Origin of the sequence: Lapidilactobacillus concavus DSM 17758, assembly GCF_001435835.1 — a bacterium.
Taxonomy (GTDB): Bacteria; Bacillota; Bacilli; order Lactobacillales; family Lactobacillaceae; genus Lapidilactobacillus; species Lapidilactobacillus concavus.
Genome location: NZ_AZFX01000072.1, coordinates 48,932 through 67,450, shown reverse-complemented (window position 1 = coordinate 67,450; position 18,519 = coordinate 48,932). Strand labels below are relative to the sequence as shown.

Sequence of the window (18,519 nt, the reverse complement as noted above, 5' to 3'; positions counted from 1 at the left end):
CTCCTTGAAAAGTCAATTTCAGGCTAGCGATCGGCTAGGAAACCATCGTTGTAATCCTTTTCGATTTGTTTGATGGCTGTTTTGAGCGATTCTTGCCCATTAATGACATTGGCAATCGCGTCTTTATAAGTTCCGCTGAGTCCCTTTTTCCCGTTCATTGTTGCTTGAACACCTTGAGTCGTTTGGTAGCCGATCATATCTGAGGCATGATCAGTTTCGTTTTGAATGATGTCGTAATCTTTTTGCGATTTGCCGTAATCGATCTTCATGTTTTCAACCGCTGGCAAATAACCGGCATATTCACAGAGTTGTTTATAATTAGCAGGCTTGTACAACCACTTCAAGAAAGCTTTGCAGCCTTTAGTGTTCTTACCGTTTTTAAAAGCAACAAGGAAGTTTCCACCTAAGTTATTACCGCGGGTCTTCTCATAAGGCATATAAGTCGTTGCCCAGTTGAAATCCTTGATATTCTCCGTGAAGTCTTTAATCTGCCAACTGCCGGAAAGATAGGCCGCAACTTGGCCACTCTTAAACATTGCAGAAGGATCTTCACCACTGGTCCAGACTGTTTTTGGCATTAACTTGTTGTCATTCCATGAAATAAATTCTTCGAGTGCTTTGATGGTATTTTTATCGGTATGATACGCGGTTGCTTTCTCATTGAGCTGGAAATCCTCACCCCCAAATTGGTGGGTGATCGTTCGTAAACAATGATCGGATGGATCGACAACCAAGCCGTATTTTGCGTCAGTTTTTGCCTGTACTTGTTTCAAAGCCTTGATGAAGTTGTCCCAAGTCCAAATCTCTTGGTCAGATTTAGGATAGTCGACGCCAACTTGGTCGAATAGCGAGCGATTGATAAACAGACCGTTGGAGGTTAAATCAGAAGGAATCGCCTTAACTTCACCAGATTCTTTATCGGTAATGGTCACGCGCTTATTTGTCTTGGCACTGGTTGCAATATCTGACAGGTCTTGTAGGCTAGAAGTCCACGTAGTACCGACACCAGAAACGCGAGCAATATCCGGTTCATCTATAGCCTGGACCGCCTTATCGATTTTTGTCGTGAGATTATCGTACGGTACATCGGTAATGCGCACCTTGACACCGGTCTCCTTTTCATATTCCTTAGCCATTTTGCTGTAGGCATGACCTTCACTTTTATCGCCGGAAAGATAGAACGTGATCGTTTTGTTATTTTGCTCGGAAGAATTGTTTGAGCGACAAGCGCCGAGGCCGATTGTGAGGAACATGAGAGGTAAGACGATTCGTGCGGACTTTTTCATGTGTGCCACTCCTTATTTAATTTTTATTTTGTGAAGTCAGTATAACAAACGGTTTATTGACTATCAGTCATATATTATGTTATTTATTTAGAAAAAGTTATCATCGAGCAATTGCCAATAAATTAGCATCAAAAAACCCATGCAAATTTTTGCGTGGGTTGATGTGACTTGAGGTCTATCTCGTTGTTCAACAAGCACCCCTGAACATTTAACCGGGTAAATGTTCGACGGTTTTGTCACCGGGGAGTAACTCGTGAGTGGGGATATTTCGAAAAGGATCTTGGTGGCGATAGCGGGGAATGAGGTGGATGTGACAATGCATGATGGCTTGCCCGCCAGCTGGTTCGATGTTGACATCGAGATTATAACCATCTGGGTGGAAACGTGCATCCACGAGTTGCTTGGCCTCGAGTACAAGTCGATACATATCTTGCATGACAACTGCCGGTACGTCGAAGAAGGTGGCGTAGTGTGCCTTGCTAATGATGAGAACATGTCCTTTAGAAACGGGATGTGTATCGAATAACAGACCGGCGTTTTTATTTTCGATGATATATTTTCGATTTTCTGGCTGGCAAAAAACACAATTCGGATCAAGTTGCATTAGAGTCACTCCAATTCGTTGTTTGATTGCATTGTAGGCCAAGTGGATGAGATTGGCTAGTTTGCGAAAGTCTGGATGGGAAAAGGCTAAAAGAAAGAGGCCGTTATAACGTTACAAAAACTTCCTATCATAGATCAATCGGTTAAAGTTACTTAAACAACTTGAGTCTCATTTTATTAATTGAGGGCATTCAGTTATAATGAATATAAATCAACGAAGTGGAGAAGATCATGCGAAAAGACAGAGACGATGATGTGGTATTTCAAGTCAGACTAACCGCAGATGATGAGTTGACGATGACTCGAGATCCAATTGCTGATCCAGAGATGATGCTTGCCATCGTCGACGGAATTTTAGGCGAGGTGATTCCACAATTAAACAGCGAACAGGCAACGGAACTTTTCAATCATGTGTTGTTGCGAGTGGCCACCATGGATCAACAGTATAGCATTAGAGATGAATTAAGATGCAAAAACTATCAGACGGGACATCAACAAACAATCGTCATTGAACCTAATGAGATTGAAGAAATCACGTTTCATGCCCCAATTCTCCAAATCGAGATGAGAGATCATCGTGTTTATGGATTCGTGTCGACTTCTGATTTTCGTGCTTATGGTCTGCAGATGATGAATCGTGCGCAAGCCAGAAAAGAATTGATGGCAAATGGGGCAACGCATCAAGTTTACGATTACGCTGAGAATCAGAGTGCCCTCTCTCGTCTAGTTGAACACGCCCAAGACCGTTCTATTTTACATGGTGATAACTACGAAGATAGTTATGGCAATGTTTGGGAAGCTGATGGGGCAGATGATCTGGCCCCGAATGAGACCGAACAGCATCTCAATAATGTGATCAATTTTCCGATGAATCGTGATCCGGACTGGCCGATCTAATCGGTGATCGTTAAAAAAGTGTGATTTCCTAAAAATCAAAAGGAAATCACACTTTTTTGGTGTATCTACTAGTGAGAGTTAATCAGCAAATTTAATGCAGGCGACTGCGTAAACGATCTTCATGACCGGAGAACCATTTGGTCAATTCTGCTTCGGAGATGTTAAACTCTTGCTGCGCCTGTGTGACCAAATGTTGCCAAGCGGCTTGTTCATCGGCGTGACTTTTAGGGTGCGTGGTCTCTTGATTCTTGAGCAGATAACTACGGATCATTTTTCCAAAACGAATTTTTTCGTGGTCAGACATTTTTAAGAAACGATTGCGACCATCTTCGGGTAAGGCAACAACATCATTGAAGTCCTCGCGTTCTTGACTGTTCATCAAGAATGAACGAATTGGGATGATGATGTACAGAATCATCGCGGCCTTAGGAATGAAATAGCCTAACACGATTAGCCCGATAATAATGAGATAGAGATACAGGCCACTTCGTCGTCCAGAAATCGATTGATAGATTCGCCGAAGATCGTCTCGTGATCGGTATTTCTTGCCAATAAGGCTTGCCGTCATCATCTGAAAGTAGGCGGTTAGAATGAGATACAGCACACCATAGAGCATCACGGTTGGCCGAATCGGGTCGGTACTCATTAATCTCGTAAAGTTTGGAATCAAGGATAAGAGCATTAAAAAAATGAGGTCATGAACGATATCACGGCTTGAAATAGTATCGACCTCTTCAAATAGCAGGGCATGTTGATACCAAATATTCGCGATGAAGCAGAAGCTCACTGCATAAATACCAATCGACATGAAGATTTGTCGAAAGTTAACCGTGCCATTGACAACTTTGATGGGTAATTCCAGGACGATGATCGTAATAATGATGGCAATGATGGCATCGCTAAAGGCATCGAGCCGTTTTTTTAGCTTGGGCAAGTTGATTCCTCCAAAAGTAAATTCATTGTTCATCATAGCAGATTATCACCAAAATTTATAACGTCTCGTTGCTGACACACGTCTCGACAGATCACATTTTGTTCAAATGGCGTGACAGTTATTGCGTCAAAAATGTTAAAAATGGCAAAAAAATGAGATCGATTAATTTTATTGTCAAAAAAATACGTATCTTGCTTGCAAACCGCGTTCAATTCAACTAATCTTAAGATAATTAAGAGTTGGAGGTATCAGCATGAAAAAGCATTGGTGGCAAGAGGCTGTTGTCTATCAAGTCTACCCCCGGAGTTTTCAAGATACGAATCATGATGGGATCGGCGACTTGCAGGGTGTAATCAAGCGCCTTGATTATATTAAAACTTTAGGCATTGATGTGATCTGGTTGAATCCAATCTATCAATCACCTAATGATGATAACGGTTATGATATATCGGATTATCAGAAGGTAATGGGCGATTTTGGGACCATGGCTGATTTCGATGAGTTATTAGATAAGGCTCATCATCGTGGCTTGAAGATCATGATGGATCTTGTGGTCAACCATACCTCAGATGAGCATCGCTGGTTTGCTGAGAGTCGTGCAAGCCGAGATAATAAGTATCGAGACTACTACATTTGGCATGATCCTGTTGATGGTCACGAACCAAATGATTGGCAGTCTTCTTTCAGTGGTTCCGCTTGGCAGTTGGATCAGGCAACTGGCCAATACTATTTACACTTATTCTCGAAGAAACAACCGGATCTGAACTGGAAGAATCCAGATATGCGTAGTTCCGTCTACAAGATGATGGCTTGGTGGTTAGATAAGGGCGTCGATGGTTTCCGAATGGATGTCATCAATTTAATCTCAAAACCAATCGACCTCGAAGCTGGCGGTCAAGTGGCAAATGGGCCATATGTCCATCAATATCTGCAAGAAATGAATCGCGAAGTTCTATCGAAGCGCGACGATTTGATTACAGTGGGTGAGACACCAGATGTCAAACCGTACGATGCGGTCAATTATGCTGGCTTCGATCGCAAAGAATTAGATATGGTCTTCGAATTCGAGCACATGGGTGTTGATCAGGACCCTCAGTTGGGTAAATGGCGGCCGAAAGCCTACAAGCTATCTGAACTGAAGGAGATCATGAGCAAGTGGCAAGTTGAATTGCACGGCAAAGCGTGGAATTCACTCTACTGGAACAACCACGACCAACCTCGTGTCGTTTCACGCTTTGGCAATGACACGACTGAAGAATATCGCGTCTTATCCGCTAAGATGTTGGCATTGACACTTCACTTCATGCAAGGGACGCCTTACATTTACCAAGGCGAAGAGATTGGTATGACCAACAATTATGACTTTAATTCTGTTTCCGATTATCGCGACATTGAGACCGTTAATGCCTACCGTGAATTGGTTGAAGAGAAACATGTGCTTACTAACCAGGAATTCATTGACGCAGCGCATCGCATGTCACGCGACAATGCAAGAACACCAATGCAGTGGGATAATTCTATCAATGCCGGATTCACAAGTGAAGGCGTTGATCCATGGATCGCAGTAAACTCAAATTATCAAACAATCAATGCTGAAAAAGCATTAGAAGATGTTAATTCAATTTACTACTTCTACCAACGTATCAACGGGCTGCGTCATCAGTTCCCAGTCATTGTCTATGGCAATTATTCATTGCTCCTACCAAATGACGAACGACTTTGGGTCTATAAGCGCAGTGATACGAAGCAGACAATGTTAGTTGTCAGCAACTTTAGTGCAGAAACCGTAACTTGTGACTTGCCAGAACTTAGTCGTGGTCATGATGTTTTGATTTCGAACTACAAGGATGATCAGGGAACCTCGATTCGTCCATATGAATCTAAAGCCTATTTGTATCACAACAGAAGCGTTGATCAACAACGTTCGGCCTTCGAAGTATAAAGTTAAAAAAACAAGTATTGATCCGAAACCACGTGACTTTATTTGGTTTCGGATTTTTGGTGTCATGGGAATGTTCATCTAAAATTAACGACACGAAAAAGCCACCAGCGGGCAACTGGTGGCTTTTAGTATATACGGGGTTTGTAGAGGAGGTCTCTACATCATTCTTGTCTTTGGAGGAGTAAGAATGAAAATGAAAAAGTTGGGTCATTACTATGGGCTAGCTTCAAAGGAGGGGGTAATTCCTTATCGGCTATGAATATAATATAACAGATAAATGTGAAGAAAGTTTGACGAAAAGCTTAAGACAATCAAAATCAGACCCGAGACCGATAAGCGTTCGGTCTTAAAGATGAATAAGAAAAAGTATATTTTTAGAAAATCAATTCACGAGATTTCTTTCAAACAAATTCAGGATCGGATCAGACGGCCAAGTGTCTCACCATAAAAAATTCATTTTTAACACGATAAAAGTGCAAAGTTGAGTCACTACTTTGTCGCTTTTTTTGGGTACGCTAATTACAGTTATCAAATGAATGATATTAGGAGGTTTTCCATGAATTTTTTTAAACGTGCTTGGTTGAATTTGATCGCCAAGAAAGGCCGAACGTTATTATTGATCTTAGTGACTTCAGCAATCTTGTTATTTGTATTAGCAGGTTTATTGATTCGTAATGCAGCGGATGCAGCAACCAGTAATGCAAAGAAGAGCGTTGGTGCAACGTTGACACTATCAGCTAATCGCGAAGCTGCCTTCAAGAAGATGCGCGCATCTGCTAGCGGTGATTCAACCAGTAAGCCCGAGAAGCCGTCATTGTCTCTAACGCCGGTAAAATTAGCTGATGTTAAGCAAATCGCTAATTTAGACAACGTCAAGAATTATAATCTGCTTTCCTCAACTTCGGTGAACGCATCGAGTTTCGATGCCATTTCGACCACAACTTCCTCGGCGGTTTCTGCTAATACTGAAGATGGTAGAGGCGGGAGTAAGACATTTGCTGACCAAGGTGATATTGCAATCAGCGGTGTCTCCGCAACGGCATTGACGACAAACTTCGCTTCCAATGGTTACAAGATCATCAAAGGACGCGGCATCTTAGCTTCTGACGCGAATACCACAAATATTATCGTCAAATCAGAATTAGCGAAGCAGAACGATTTAAGCGTTGGCGACACAATCAAAGTGAAATCGACTTCTGGTAGTCAGACTTATTCAATGAAGATTGTCGGCATCTACAAGGCACCTTCAACAAGCGATACGGCGCAAATGGGTCCTGGTGCCACAGACCCTTCAAATACGATTTATAGCTCATATACACTTGCCAATACCATCAAAGGTAGCAAGTATAAGAATACCGCGGATTCTGTCACGTTCAATGTCAGTGACCCGGTAAAGGTCGAAGCCGTCAAAAAAGCTGGAACTAAGTTAATCAGCACCTCGAAATATTCACTCTCTGCAAATGATGTAAGTTATCAGAGCGTGAAGTCATCGATGACGAATATCAAATCATTTGCGGATAAAATCGTTTGGCTTGTTGCCATTGCCGGCACGATTATTTTGGCATTGATCATTATTTTGATGATTCGTGAGCGTCGTTATGAAATTGGTGTATTGCTCTCATTGGGGGAGTCACGCGCTAAAATTGTGACTCAATTCTTCGTTGAGATGTTCTTAGTTTTAATTGTTGCGGTTGGTATTGCTGGTGCTGGTGGGCAGTTTGTTGGTAACAAACTTGGAGAACAACTCGTTGCTCAACAAACTGCCTCGACAGCTAGTTCAGTACAAACTGGAGGGATGACGCGTCCAAACGCTGGTGGTCAAGCGCCTGGTAACGGCAATGCCCAAGCACCGAGTGGATCGGTCGGACGTGGTGGCGCTAGTTTCATGGACAGTTCCGCGGACAAGACAGCACTAGATGTCCAAGTAACACCAACTAATCTGGCTGAGTTAGGCGGATTTGGTCTGGCAATTGTCTTTATTTCGATCGTGTTAGCATCCGGTGGCATTCTCAGATTGTCACCTAGAAAAGTTTTAATTGACTAAGGAGGTCGTCACAATGCTTGAACTTAAACAAATTGGTTATTGGTATGATCGCGAAGAGAATAGTTTATTTAAAAATGTCGATCTCACATTTGAAACCGGTCATTCTTACGCCATCGTTGGTCAGAGTGGTTCTGGGAAAACAACGCTACTTTCCTTAATCGCAGGTCTCGAAAAACCCAAGGCTGGTGAAATTATTCTAAATGGTCAGTTGCTCAGTCAGATCGGTCTGACAAAATATCGACAGAAGAAAGTATCGATTGTTTTTCAATCGTATAACTTGTTGACCTATATGTCGCCGCTGAATAATCTGTTGACGGCAATGGCGGTTACCAAGTCGACACACGAAGGGGATAAGACGTATGCGCGCGAGATGTTGCGTAAATTAGGGCTAACAGACGAGCAGATGACAAAGAATGTGCAGCGCTTATCTGGTGGTCAACAACAACGCGTCGCCATTGCGCGAACCATGTGCTGCGATGCAAAATTGGTGGTTGCCGACGAGCCAACGGGTAATCTCGATGAGGAGAATACTCAAGAAGTGATTCAGCTCTTCCAAACGATCGCCCACGAACAAGACCGTTGCGTCATTATTGTGACTCACGAGCCAGATGTCGCTGCCGCTTGCGACTACTCTTATCGACTCGCTCACCACGAATTTGCGCTCGAAAAGTAATTTACAAAGTATAATTGGTCACTCGATTCGCTTACAGATTTTTTCCGTAGGTGAATCGAGTCTTTTGTTGTCGGTCGTCTGATGGTTGCAGTTAAAAAATAGTCAATTGAATAACGTGCGTTTTAATTTCATCTTTGACAGCAACTCGATATGCTTAAATTAGCTAAACGGAAGGGAGGCGCAATCATACTGAAGCGCGTGAGGAGTGAATAAGATGTGGAGAATCAAAAAGGTTGGATTAATGCTGATTGGCTTAGTGTTATTGGCTGAATCCTTACTTTATATTTTTGTGGAACAACGTTTGTATACAAGTTGGGATTGGAAAAGAATCGTAACTGACTGGCAAAGTGTGACGTTTTGGTTGACCATTTTAAGCATCATCTCTGGATTGTTCGGTCTCTATTTATTTTTCAGAGGATTATCGGCGCCTGCGGTAACCTCAAGATTGCGAATTGCCGTATCAGATGGTGAAATGACCGTGAGTAAGCAGGCCGTAAATGCCATGGTCGTCAAGAGTTTGGCCCGTCATTTCAACTTAGTTAACGTTGAAAGCGACGTGAAGCTATATGAACGTGGCCAAAAAGCTGACTTAGAAATTCAAGCTTATCACGTAGAAGATCGTGATTTAACACGACAAGCCAAAACCATTAAAGCTCAAGTCCAACATGATGTTGAACAATTGTTAGGTATCAAGGTGAGACGAATCAAACTCGATCTCGAGCCCAAACCTAGTCATGAAAAAGTTCGTCTGAGTTGAGGTGAAGATGATGAAGCAAAGCCTGACACTTGGCGTGTTCGCAGGAATAGTGGCAGTATCTTGGGTGGCATTTGGTTTTTGGAAGATGCTCTTCATTATCCTAGTGATCCTCGCCGGTTGTAGTATTGGTTATTTATTGGAATTGAATCAAGTCAAATTCGATGACTTAGCAATTAATTTACTCTCAAAATTAGTGAACAAACAAGAAGGCAACAAGCATGACAATCGCTAATCCAGAAATGAATCAAAGAACAAATCGGAATCAAGGCCAAGAGGTTGAAAAGAAGTTAACGTTCGATGATAATGTGATCAAAAAAATTACAGGCATCACTGCCGCAGAAGTTAACGGAATTATTGGGATGACGGGTAATTTTATCAATGAAATCACCGATCGATTGACACCAGATACCGATCCAACCAAAGGTATTGATGTTGAAGTTGGCGAGTCCCAAGTGGGTATCAAGATGAATGTGACGATTGAATATGGGAGTAATGCACAAAAGATCTGCGAAGAGGCGCTTCGTCGTGTTGGGACCGCAATTCGCGAAATGACCGGTCTAGAGCTGGTTTCATTCGAAATGAATGTTGACGATGTGAAGACAAAAGAAGAACTTGCGGATAAAAAGAGCAAGAGTCGTAGCAACGAATCATAACGCCGTTTGCTGACCAACCCCGATCAATCAATGACGGACGAGAAAGATCATGAGGCTCAATCGCATGATCTTTTTTGTTTGTGCTCTATTTTGGGGTCTGTGTTGACAACAACGAATCATGCGCGTTTCAAAACAAATTTACAGTCAAGCGACGATGAACTGAAAGCGTGAATTTAAGAATGGACACGTGATAGCCGTCGTTCCTTGCGTTATTCAGCATTCATCGATAAACTGAGGGAGTCGAATGAAAAGATGGAGGTTTCGAAATGAAGATTGGGTTTATTGGCCTGGGACATATGGCGAAGGCAATTATTGAAGGGTTATTGAAGGCCAATGCAGTTTTATCCCAGGATATCTATGTGCATAGCGCTCACGAAGAAAATTATCGCAAGTATGCTGAATTGCATCACTTGCAGTACTGTGAAAGCAACGCCGCGATTGTTGCGCAGTCTGACCTTTTAATCTTAGCCGTGCAGCCGCAGCAGAAAGCATCGGTCGTGGCTGAGATTACTGCTGAGCTCAAGTCTCGTTCAGTGCCGTTGGTTTCATTATTGTCCGGTGTTTCGATTGCTGAACTCGTAGATTTAATTGGTCAGCAGGACTTCCCAATCGTGCGGATCATGCCTAACTTGAATGTTAAAATCGGTCAGGGGATGACGGCAATTGCCGCAAACGATGCGGCCCAAGGACAGGCCGTTGCTCAGACAGAAGAGTTGTTTCGTCAAATTGGCGCGGTGATTACATTGCCAGAGGCGGATTTTAGCACTTTTGTGGCGCTGGCGGGTAGTGCGCCGGCGTTTGTCTATTTGTTTATCGATGCGCTAGCTCATGCTGGGGTTAAATATGGATTAACTAAGAAACAATCTGTCGAGATCGTGAGCCAAATGATGGTCGGTAGTGCCCAACTTGTCCAAGCGAGTGGCGATGCGCCGTGGAATTTGATTGATGAAGTCGCCTCGCCCGGTGGTAGTACGATTGCAGGAATCCTCGCGATGCAAGCAGCTGGTTTCGAGACGGCAGTTGCCCAAGCGGTTGATGCCACAATTAGGAAAGACTTAGGCGAATAAGTGTTGATTTTGTAATTGGTTTGAGTTTGAAGCGTTGATAAACTAGACATTGAACATAATTGGTCTGATGTTATCACTTGATTTTTTGGTCTATACCACATATACTAAAAGATGGTTTTAGTTGTTCAAAAAAGCGTCGGTCATTTGTTAAATGAAGGCGCATTTTTGAAAGGCTGACGATCTATTGACGCCATATCATAATAGGAGATGTCTTCATGAGTGTAAAAGTTTTAAAGCATGCAAAAATCTATACAGGCGATCAAGTCATTGAGGATGGCTATATCCGCTTCGATAAAAAAATTCTAGCGGTTGGTCCTGTCTACGATTACGTGGCACAACCCGGTGATGAGGTTCAAAATATTCAAGGCACAACCATCGTTCCTGGCTTTATCGATGTTCATGCCCATGGTGGGTACGGTTTTGATGCCATGGATGGCGATCCAGATCAAATCGATACGATGGCAACGAAGATGATGCGCAATGAAGGTGTCACAACTTTATTTGCGACAACGATGACACAATCGAATGAAAACATTGACCGTGCAATGTCTGGCGTCAAGGTTGCAGCAGATCGTAATCCAATTATTCAAGGCGTTCATTTGGAAGGACCATTTATTTCTGCCGTTTATAAAGGGGCACAACCTGAACAATACATCAAAGATCCTAACACTGAATTATTGGGTCACTGGAATGAATTGTCCGGCGGTCGTGTGAAGTTGATTACGTATGCACCAGAAGATCCAGGTTCGGTTGCTTTTGAAGACTACTGCTTAGCAAATGGTATCGTGCCTTCTGTTGGTCATAGTAACGCCACACGTGAACAATTATTGAACAGTAAAGCAACGCATGTTACTCACCTATACAATGCACAACGCGAATTTAAGCATCGTCAACCAGGCGTGACTGGTCATGCGATGCTTGAAGATAATATGCACGCGGAATTGATCTGTGATGGTTTCCATATTGTGCCTGATATGATTCGTCTTGCCTTCGATATGAAGGGTTCAGAGCGAATTGATTTGGTCACCGACTCCATGCGTTCTAAAGGGATGCCTGAAGGTGAGAGTGAGTTAGGCGGTCAGAAAGTTTACGTCAAAGACAAACAAGCACGTTTGGCAGACGGCACGTTAGCTGGTTCCGTGTTACAATTCACTGATGCCTTTAAAAACATTCAAAGTTTCACTGGCTGTTCAATGTTTGAAGCAGTTCAAATGAGTAGTGTGAACCAAGCAGAAGAATTCCATCTTGATTCTAAAGGAACTTTAACGGTGGGTAAGGATGCAGATATGAACTTACTCAATCGTCAACAAGATTTAATTGCCACTTATAGTTATGGTACGGAATATCATCCAGAATAGTTAGAGGTAATTGCCGTGGAATCACCCGTATATATTAAGATCCATAATCAAATTAAACGTGATATCGAGGCTGGAATTTGGAAAGTTGGCGACCGTATTCCTTCTGAACGGGCGCTGTCTGGTCAGTTTGGCGTCAGCAGAATGACTTTGCGTCAGGCGCTGCAAACCTTGGTTGATGAAGGCATTCTCGAGCGTCGGATCGGCGCTGGCACTTATGTTACGAGACAGAAGGTTCAGGAAAAAATGTCGGGAACGACTTCTTTTTCGGAAATTATGCGTTCTCAAGGTAAGTTTCCTTCAAGCCAAACGATTTCTTATCGCACTTTGAGCCCTTCACTGAGTGAGCAGGAACGGTTGCAACTTAGTGAGACGGACAAAGTTGTGCGGATGGAACGTATTCGATTGGCTGATCGTGTCCCAATTAGTTTTGAGGTGACAACGATTCCTGCCTATCTTGTCAAAGATTTCAGCCGCGCAGAAGTCACCGACTCGTTTTATGCGACGATGGCACAAAAGGGTCATTATGAGATTGGTCATGCCAAACAAACCGTGACGGCAACTTTGGCGTCGGAGAATATTGCCGATTATTTGAATATCAAACGCGGCGATGCGATTTTACGTTTACGCCAGATCACGTATCTTAAAGATGGTCGACCTTTTGAATATGTACGTACACAATACGCTGGTGAACGGTTTGAATTTTATTTAGAAAAATAATTGAAATTGCTGTAGCTGAAATCATGGCTGCAGCTTTTTTTGATTTTCATGGGTCATGGCGCCTTGTAGCAGGGATTCGATGGCTTTTACTCAAAACACTGATTCATGGTATAATATCGAGTGTTCAACACAATTAAATTAGCGGGGTGCGCTATGAAAAAAGTATACTCTGACGACAGTTTGATGCTGCATACAGACTTTTACGAAATTAACATGATGTACACATATTGGCAAAAAGGGATCAATAAGCGTCACGCGGTTTTCGAAGCGTATTTCCGCAAGATTCCGTTCGAAAATGGTTATGCAATTTTTGCAGGCTTGGAACGAATCGTTAAGTTTCTACAAGACTTTCATTTTAGTGAGAGTGACTTGGCTTACTTGCAAGAGCAGACCGACTTTTCTCAAGACTTCATCGATTATCTTGCACAGATGAAATTTGAATGTACCATTCGTTCGGCACAAGAGGGCGATTTGGTTTTCAACGAAGAACCTGTGATTCAGGTCGAAGGGCCATTGGATCAGTGTCAGCTAGTTGAAACGATCATCTTAAACATAATCAATTATCAAATTTTGGTTGCAACGAAGGCAGCAAGAATCAAATCTGTTGCGGGTAATAGTCCCGTGTTGGAATTCGGCTCACGTCGTGCACAAGAGTTGGACGCTGCACTGTGGGGGACGCGCGCCGCTTATATTGGCGGCTTCGATGCAACGAGTAACGTACGTGCTGCTAAAGTCTTCGGGATTCCAGCTAGCGGGACGCACGCACATTCGCTTGTCCAATTTTATCAGAATGATTATCAAGCATTTAAGGCTTACGCAGGGACGCATCATGACTGTGTCTTCTTGGTAGATACTTATGATACCTTACGCTCGGGTGTGCCAAGTGCGATTCGAGTGGCAAAAGAATTTGGCGATCAGATTAATTTTCAAGGTGTGCGAATCGATTCTGGTGATATGGCGTATATCTCTAAACGCGTTCGCCAACAATTAGACGACGCTGGTTTTCCAAACGCCAAAATTTATGCGTCAAATGATCTAGACGAGAAGACAATTCAGAACTTGAAGATGCAAGGTGCCAAGATTGATATCTGGGGTGTCGGTACCAAGGTCATTACGGCGTTTGACCAACCCGCATTGGGCGCGGTCTATAAATTAGTTTCGATTGAAGATTCTCAAGGCCAAATGGTCGATACGATCAAGCTTTCTAGTAACGCTGAGAAGGTTAGCACGCCAGGTAAGAAGCAAGTTTGGCGAATTACGAATCGTCAGAAGAATAACAAGTCTGAAGGTGACTATATCGCCTTGTGGGATGAGAATCCACTGGAACGCGACGAGTTATTCATGTTCCATCCGAAGTACAACTATATCAACAAGACGATTCATGACTTTGATGCTGTGCCAATTTTGAAAGATATTTTTGTCGAGGGTCAGCTAGTTTATCAACTGCCAGAGCTTGATGAGATCAAGGCGTATCGTGCAAAAAATCTGGATTCGCTGTGGGATGAATACAAACGTGACTTAAACCCACAAGAGTATCCAGTAGATCTTTCGCAAAAACTTTATGATCATAAATTGAGCCATATTGCTAAGATGCGCCAGATGGTTGAGAACCTGAGTCATCCAAACAAATCTTAACAACATTGTCACGTTTAAAATGAATTTTAGTTGAAGAAAGGTGTCATCAAATTGCGACCATTACAAAAAGAAATTATTGCGTTAGAAAAGACGCGTCCAACGATTGACCCTGAAGAAGAGATCCGTCGTTCAGTCGCTTTTTTGAAAGATTACCTCAAGAAAAACTCTTTTTTGCATAGTTATGTATTGGGGATTTCTGGTGGGCAAGATTCGACGCTAGCCGGGAAACTTGCGCAGATGGCGATTTCGGAATTGCGTGAGGAGACTGATGATCAGTCGTATCAATTCTACGCCGTTCGTCTTCCTTATGGTGTGCAAGCCGACGAGAGCGATGCTATGGCCGCCATTGAATGGATGCAAGCTGATCAAGTGGTGCGAATCGATATTAAACGTGCGACCGATGCATTAACAGAAGAATTGACAACGAATGGACAAGAAATTAGCGATTTTAATAAGGGAAACATCAAGGCGCGTCAACGAATGATCGTGCAGTATGCAATTGCAGGTGCCCACTCAGGTGCGGTCATTGGCACGGATCATGCTGCCGAAAACATCACGGGCTTCTATACGAAGTTTGGTGATGGTGGCGCAGATGTTACGCCGTTATATCGGCTGGACAAGCGCCAAGGTCAGGCAATGTTAAAGGTATTAGGTGCGCCCGAACATCTCTACTTGAAGAAGCCGACAGCGGATCTGGAAGAGAATCGGCCGTCTTTGCCTGATGAAGTCGCGCTTGGAGTCACCTATCAGAATATCGATGATTATCTTGAGGGTAAGACGATTGATGATGCAGCCGCAGAAAAAATCGAAGCTTGGTTCTTAAAGACACAGCATAAGCGTCATTTGCCAATCACGGTCTTCGATACTTTTTGGAAATAAAAGTGACGCTGAGTTTGACGTGAGGATTTTGTAAGTTCCTCGTGCTGACATCGAGTTCACAATTGCTTTGTGACTGATTTTTTAGTATACTTGCATTTAGAAACAGGGGAGTAACTTGCAGCGACTGCTGTGATAAAACCATCAACAAGACGATAGTTCTGGTTTTATCTTAAATAGTGAGACTTGTATGCAATTTTTGCGTACAAGTCTTTTTTATTCCCGTTGTTGAGAAACTAAAGTATAGTTAAGCTAAGTCAATTGTTAGTATGGCCGGATTTCTATACTTGAATAGAGTTTATAGGAGGAGTAATTAGTGGCTAATTTAGAGGATGCTGAGAAACGCTATTATGCGTTATCAACAGACAAGATTTATGATGAGTTTCAGACAAATGACCAGGGTCTGACCGATGCACAAGCGAAAGCAGCATTGGATAAATACGGTCATAATGCTTTACAGCAGGCGAAGAAACGGTCCTTATTCATGCGGTTTTTCGACCAATTTAAAGATTTTATGATTATTGTTTTGTTATTCGCTGCCATTATTTCAGGTGTCGTTGCACAGGAATGGGCAGATGCGATGTTGATTCTCGCCGTCGTGATCATCAATGCCTTCTTTGGTGTCTTCCAAGAGTCTAAGGCTGAAGAAGCCATCGATGCCTTGCGTGAAATGTCGACACCAGAAGCACATGTCCGCCGGAATGGGAACGTTGAAACAATTAGCAGTGAGAACTTGGTCCCTGGTGATATTGTGTTGCTTGAGGCTGGCGATATCGTCCCCGCTGACTTGCGTTTAGTCACTTCCGCTTCGTTGAAGATCGAAGAAGCCGCTTTGACAGGTGAATCGGTTCCGGTCGAGAAAGAAATTGTGACACTTCAAGATGAAAACGTGCCAATCGGTGATCGTAAGAACATGGCATACATGAATAGTAATGTGACTTACGGCCGCGGTGTGGGTGTTGTTGTGGGCACAGGTATGGATACCGAAGTTGGTCGAATTGCCGGGATGATCAATGCGGCTGAGGAAACGATGACACCATTACAGGTCAACTTGAATGCCCTAGGTAAAACCATTACTTGGTTAATCTTATTGATTGCTGCAATCATCTTTGTTGTTGGTGTGATCAACAACCACGATGGCTTGCCAATGAATGAATTGTTAGTCAATATGTTATTGACTGCAATTTCATTAGCAGTCGCGGCAATCCCTGAAGGACTGCCAGCAATTGTCACAATCATCTTGGCTTTGGGAACAACTCGAATGGCTAAACGCCAATCCTTAGTTCGTAAGCTACCAGCTGTTGAAACCTTAGGTAGTACAGACATTGTTGCATCTGATAAAACGGGAACGTTAACTCAGAATAAGATGACGGTTGAAAAAATCTATCGTCATGGTCAACTTGAACCTGCGGATACTGTAGTGACAGCAGATGATAACACGTTGCGCGTCATGACTTTCAGTAATGATACGAAGATTCAACAGGATGGCCGTCTTGTCGGTGATCCTACGGAAACTGCTTTGGTCCAGTTCGGGTTCGATCATGATTATCAAGTTGAAGAGGAACTGAAAAAAGAACCACGTGTTGCCGAAGTACCGTTTGATTCTGAACGAAAACTCATGTCAACAATCCATAAAATGGCGAATGGTCAATTTTTTGTCGCCGTCAAAGGTGCTCCAGATGAATTATTGAAGCGCGTGACCCAGATAGAAGTGGCTAAAGACGATGTGCGTTCATTGACCGATGACGATCGTCAAGTGATTCTGAAAGAAAACAAGGGCATGGCAACGCAGGCTTTGCGTGTGTTGGCAATGGCATATAAGGTGATCGATACGGTTCCCGAAAAACCTGACAGTGAGAATATCGAACATGATTTGATCTTCGCAGGTTTAATCGGAATGATCGATCCCGAGCGTCCTGAGGCGGCACAAGCCGTTGCAGACGCGAAGAAGGCCGGTATTCGTCCGTTGATGATCACCGGTGACCACCAAGATACAGCCGAAGCAATTGCTGGCCGTTTGGGTATTATCAAGCCAGGCGATGATGCTGCCGTAATTACGGGCGCACAGTTGGATGAGATGAGCGACGAAGAATTCGCAAAAAACGTGAAGAAGTATTCTGTATACGCGCGTGTTTCGCCTGAACATAAAGTACGTATTGTTCGCGCATGGCAAGATAAAGGTAAAGTGGTTGCGATGACAGGTGATGGTGTTAATGATGCGCCTGCCTTGAAGTCAGCCGACATCGGTATTGGTATGGGTATTACAGGTACGGAAGTTTCTAAAGGCGCCAGTGATATGGTCCTTGCAGATGATAACTTCGCGACAATTATTGTTGCCGTTGAAGAAGGACGTAAGGTGTTTGCCAATATCCAAAAATCAATTCAATATTTACTTTCCGCTAACCTTGGTGAGGTCTTAACCTTATTCATGATGACATTGATGGGTTGGGATATGTTAGCACCTGTTCAGTTATTATGGATCAACTTGGCAACCGACACGTTCCCTGCAATTGCCTTGGGTGTTGAACCAACGGAACCTGGGATCATGGAACGTCAACCTCGTGGACGCAAAGCCAGCTTCTTAAGTGGTGGTGTCGCATCTTCGATTATTTATCAAGGTATTCTTGAAGGGTTACTGACGTTGGGTGTCTATGGCGTTTCGATCATGTTCCCAGTTCACTCAGGTTATGACGCAATTCACGCTGATGCCTTAACCATGGCTTACGCAACTTTAGCCTTGATTCAGTTGTTCCACGCCTTCAACGTGAAGTCGATTCACCAATCGATTTTCAGCGTCCATCCGTTCGCGAACCGCACCTTTAATATTGGGGTGGCATTCTCGACTATCATGGTTGCTTTGACGATTGTTGTGCCTGGCTTCAATCGATTATTCCACGTGACAGAGTTGAATCTGTTACAATGGTCGATCGTCCTTGCAGCAGGACTCTTAATGATTGCGATTGTTGAAATCGTGAAGTTTGTCCAAAGAAAAATGGGTAAACAATAATCTGATTTTGAAGCATGAGTTGAAAGCATACTGAAAAGTATGCTTTTTTTGATAACCGAAGAATGACGTT

Annotated in this window: 16 protein-coding genes; 13 read left to right on the top strand and 3 right to left on the bottom strand. The window is 43.2% G+C overall.

The window, feature by feature from the left end; genetic code table 11:
• Positions 1 to 23 precede the first annotated feature (23 nt).
• Both FC15_RS06620 and FC15_RS06615 read right to left on the bottom strand, forming a co-directional pair.
• Positions 24 to 1,286: an ABC transporter substrate-binding protein gene (locus tag FC15_RS06620; RefSeq protein WP_057825093.1), complete on the bottom strand. Its 1,263-nt coding sequence runs from the start codon at positions 1,284 to 1,286 to the stop codon at positions 24 to 26.
• A gap of 208 nt (positions 1,287 to 1,494) precedes the next feature.
• Positions 1,495 to 1,890, bottom strand: coding sequence for an HIT family protein (locus FC15_RS06615; protein ID WP_083479136.1), 396 nt, complete (start codon positions 1,888 to 1,890; stop codon positions 1,495 to 1,497).
• A gap of 230 nt (positions 1,891 to 2,120) precedes the next feature.
• On the opposite strand from FC15_RS06615, the gene FC15_RS06610 reads away from it, so the two are divergent.
• Entirely contained in the window at positions 2,121 to 2,786 is a 666-nt protein-coding gene (locus FC15_RS06610; protein WP_057825091.1) for a hypothetical protein, read from the top strand.
• Between the two features lie 91 nt (positions 2,787 to 2,877).
• On the opposite strand, the gene FC15_RS06605 is transcribed toward FC15_RS06610, so the two are convergent.
• Complete coding sequence (locus tag FC15_RS06605; protein ID WP_057825090.1) at positions 2,878 to 3,720, bottom strand: TMEM175 family protein; 843 nt, start codon at positions 3,718 to 3,720, stop codon at positions 2,878 to 2,880.
• Between the two features lie 253 nt (positions 3,721 to 3,973).
• On the opposite strand from FC15_RS06605, the gene FC15_RS06600 reads away from it, so the two are divergent.
• The 12 genes from FC15_RS06600 to FC15_RS06545 all read left to right on the top strand — a co-directional run bounded on the left by FC15_RS06600 (position 3,974) and on the right by FC15_RS06545 (position 18,449).
• Positions 3,974 to 5,662, top strand: coding sequence for a glycoside hydrolase family 13 protein (locus FC15_RS06600; RefSeq protein WP_057825088.1), 1,689 nt, complete (start codon positions 3,974 to 3,976; stop codon positions 5,660 to 5,662).
• 556 nt (positions 5,663 to 6,218) lie between these two features.
• The gene (locus FC15_RS06595) at positions 6,219 to 7,706 is read left to right on the top strand and encodes an ABC transporter permease (protein WP_057825085.1); all 1,488 of its coding nucleotides are present in this window, start codon (positions 6,219 to 6,221) and stop codon (positions 7,704 to 7,706) included.
• A gap of 13 nt (positions 7,707 to 7,719) precedes the next feature.
• The gene (locus tag FC15_RS06590) at positions 7,720 to 8,379 is read left to right on the top strand and encodes an ABC transporter ATP-binding protein (protein ID WP_057825083.1); all 660 of its coding nucleotides are present in this window, start codon (positions 7,720 to 7,722) and stop codon (positions 8,377 to 8,379) included.
• 214 nt (positions 8,380 to 8,593) lie between these two features.
• Positions 8,594 to 9,136, top strand: coding sequence for an alkaline shock response membrane anchor protein AmaP (gene amaP, locus FC15_RS06585; protein WP_057825081.1), 543 nt, complete (start codon positions 8,594 to 8,596; stop codon positions 9,134 to 9,136).
• A 7-nt stretch (positions 9,137 to 9,143) separates the two neighbouring features.
• Positions 9,144 to 9,368, top strand: a complete 225-nt coding sequence (locus FC15_RS06580; protein ID WP_083479134.1) for a DUF2273 domain-containing protein — start codon at positions 9,144 to 9,146, stop codon at positions 9,366 to 9,368.
• Entirely contained in the window at positions 9,355 to 9,789 is a 435-nt protein-coding gene (locus FC15_RS06575) for an Asp23/Gls24 family envelope stress response protein (protein ID WP_083479133.1), read from the top strand. The genes FC15_RS06580 and FC15_RS06575 overlap by 14 nt, the downstream gene beginning before the upstream one ends.
• Positions 9,790 to 10,055: 266 nt before the next feature.
• Complete coding sequence (gene proC / locus FC15_RS06570) at positions 10,056 to 10,856, top strand: pyrroline-5-carboxylate reductase (protein WP_057825077.1); 801 nt, start codon at positions 10,056 to 10,058, stop codon at positions 10,854 to 10,856.
• 215 nt (positions 10,857 to 11,071) lie between these two features.
• On the top strand, positions 11,072 to 12,214 hold the full coding sequence (gene nagA / locus FC15_RS06565) for an N-acetylglucosamine-6-phosphate deacetylase (protein ID WP_057825074.1): 1,143 nt from the start codon (positions 11,072 to 11,074) through the stop codon (positions 12,212 to 12,214).
• A gap of 15 nt (positions 12,215 to 12,229) precedes the next feature.
• A complete protein-coding gene (locus FC15_RS06560) occupies positions 12,230 to 12,931 on the top strand; it encodes a GntR family transcriptional regulator (RefSeq protein WP_057825072.1) in 702 nt (233 codons plus the stop codon).
• Positions 12,932 to 13,084: 153 nt separating this feature from the next.
• Entirely contained in the window at positions 13,085 to 14,566 is a 1,482-nt protein-coding gene (locus FC15_RS06555) for a nicotinate phosphoribosyltransferase (RefSeq protein ID WP_057825070.1), read from the top strand.
• A gap of 51 nt (positions 14,567 to 14,617) precedes the next feature.
• Positions 14,618 to 15,445, top strand: coding sequence for an ammonia-dependent NAD(+) synthetase (gene nadE / locus FC15_RS06550; RefSeq protein ID WP_057825119.1), 828 nt, complete (start codon positions 14,618 to 14,620; stop codon positions 15,443 to 15,445).
• Positions 15,446 to 15,758: 313 nt separating this feature from the next.
• The gene (locus tag FC15_RS06545) at positions 15,759 to 18,449 is read left to right on the top strand and encodes a cation-translocating P-type ATPase (protein ID WP_057825068.1); all 2,691 of its coding nucleotides are present in this window, start codon (positions 15,759 to 15,761) and stop codon (positions 18,447 to 18,449) included.
• The last annotated feature ends 70 nt before the right edge of the window (positions 18,450 to 18,519 follow it).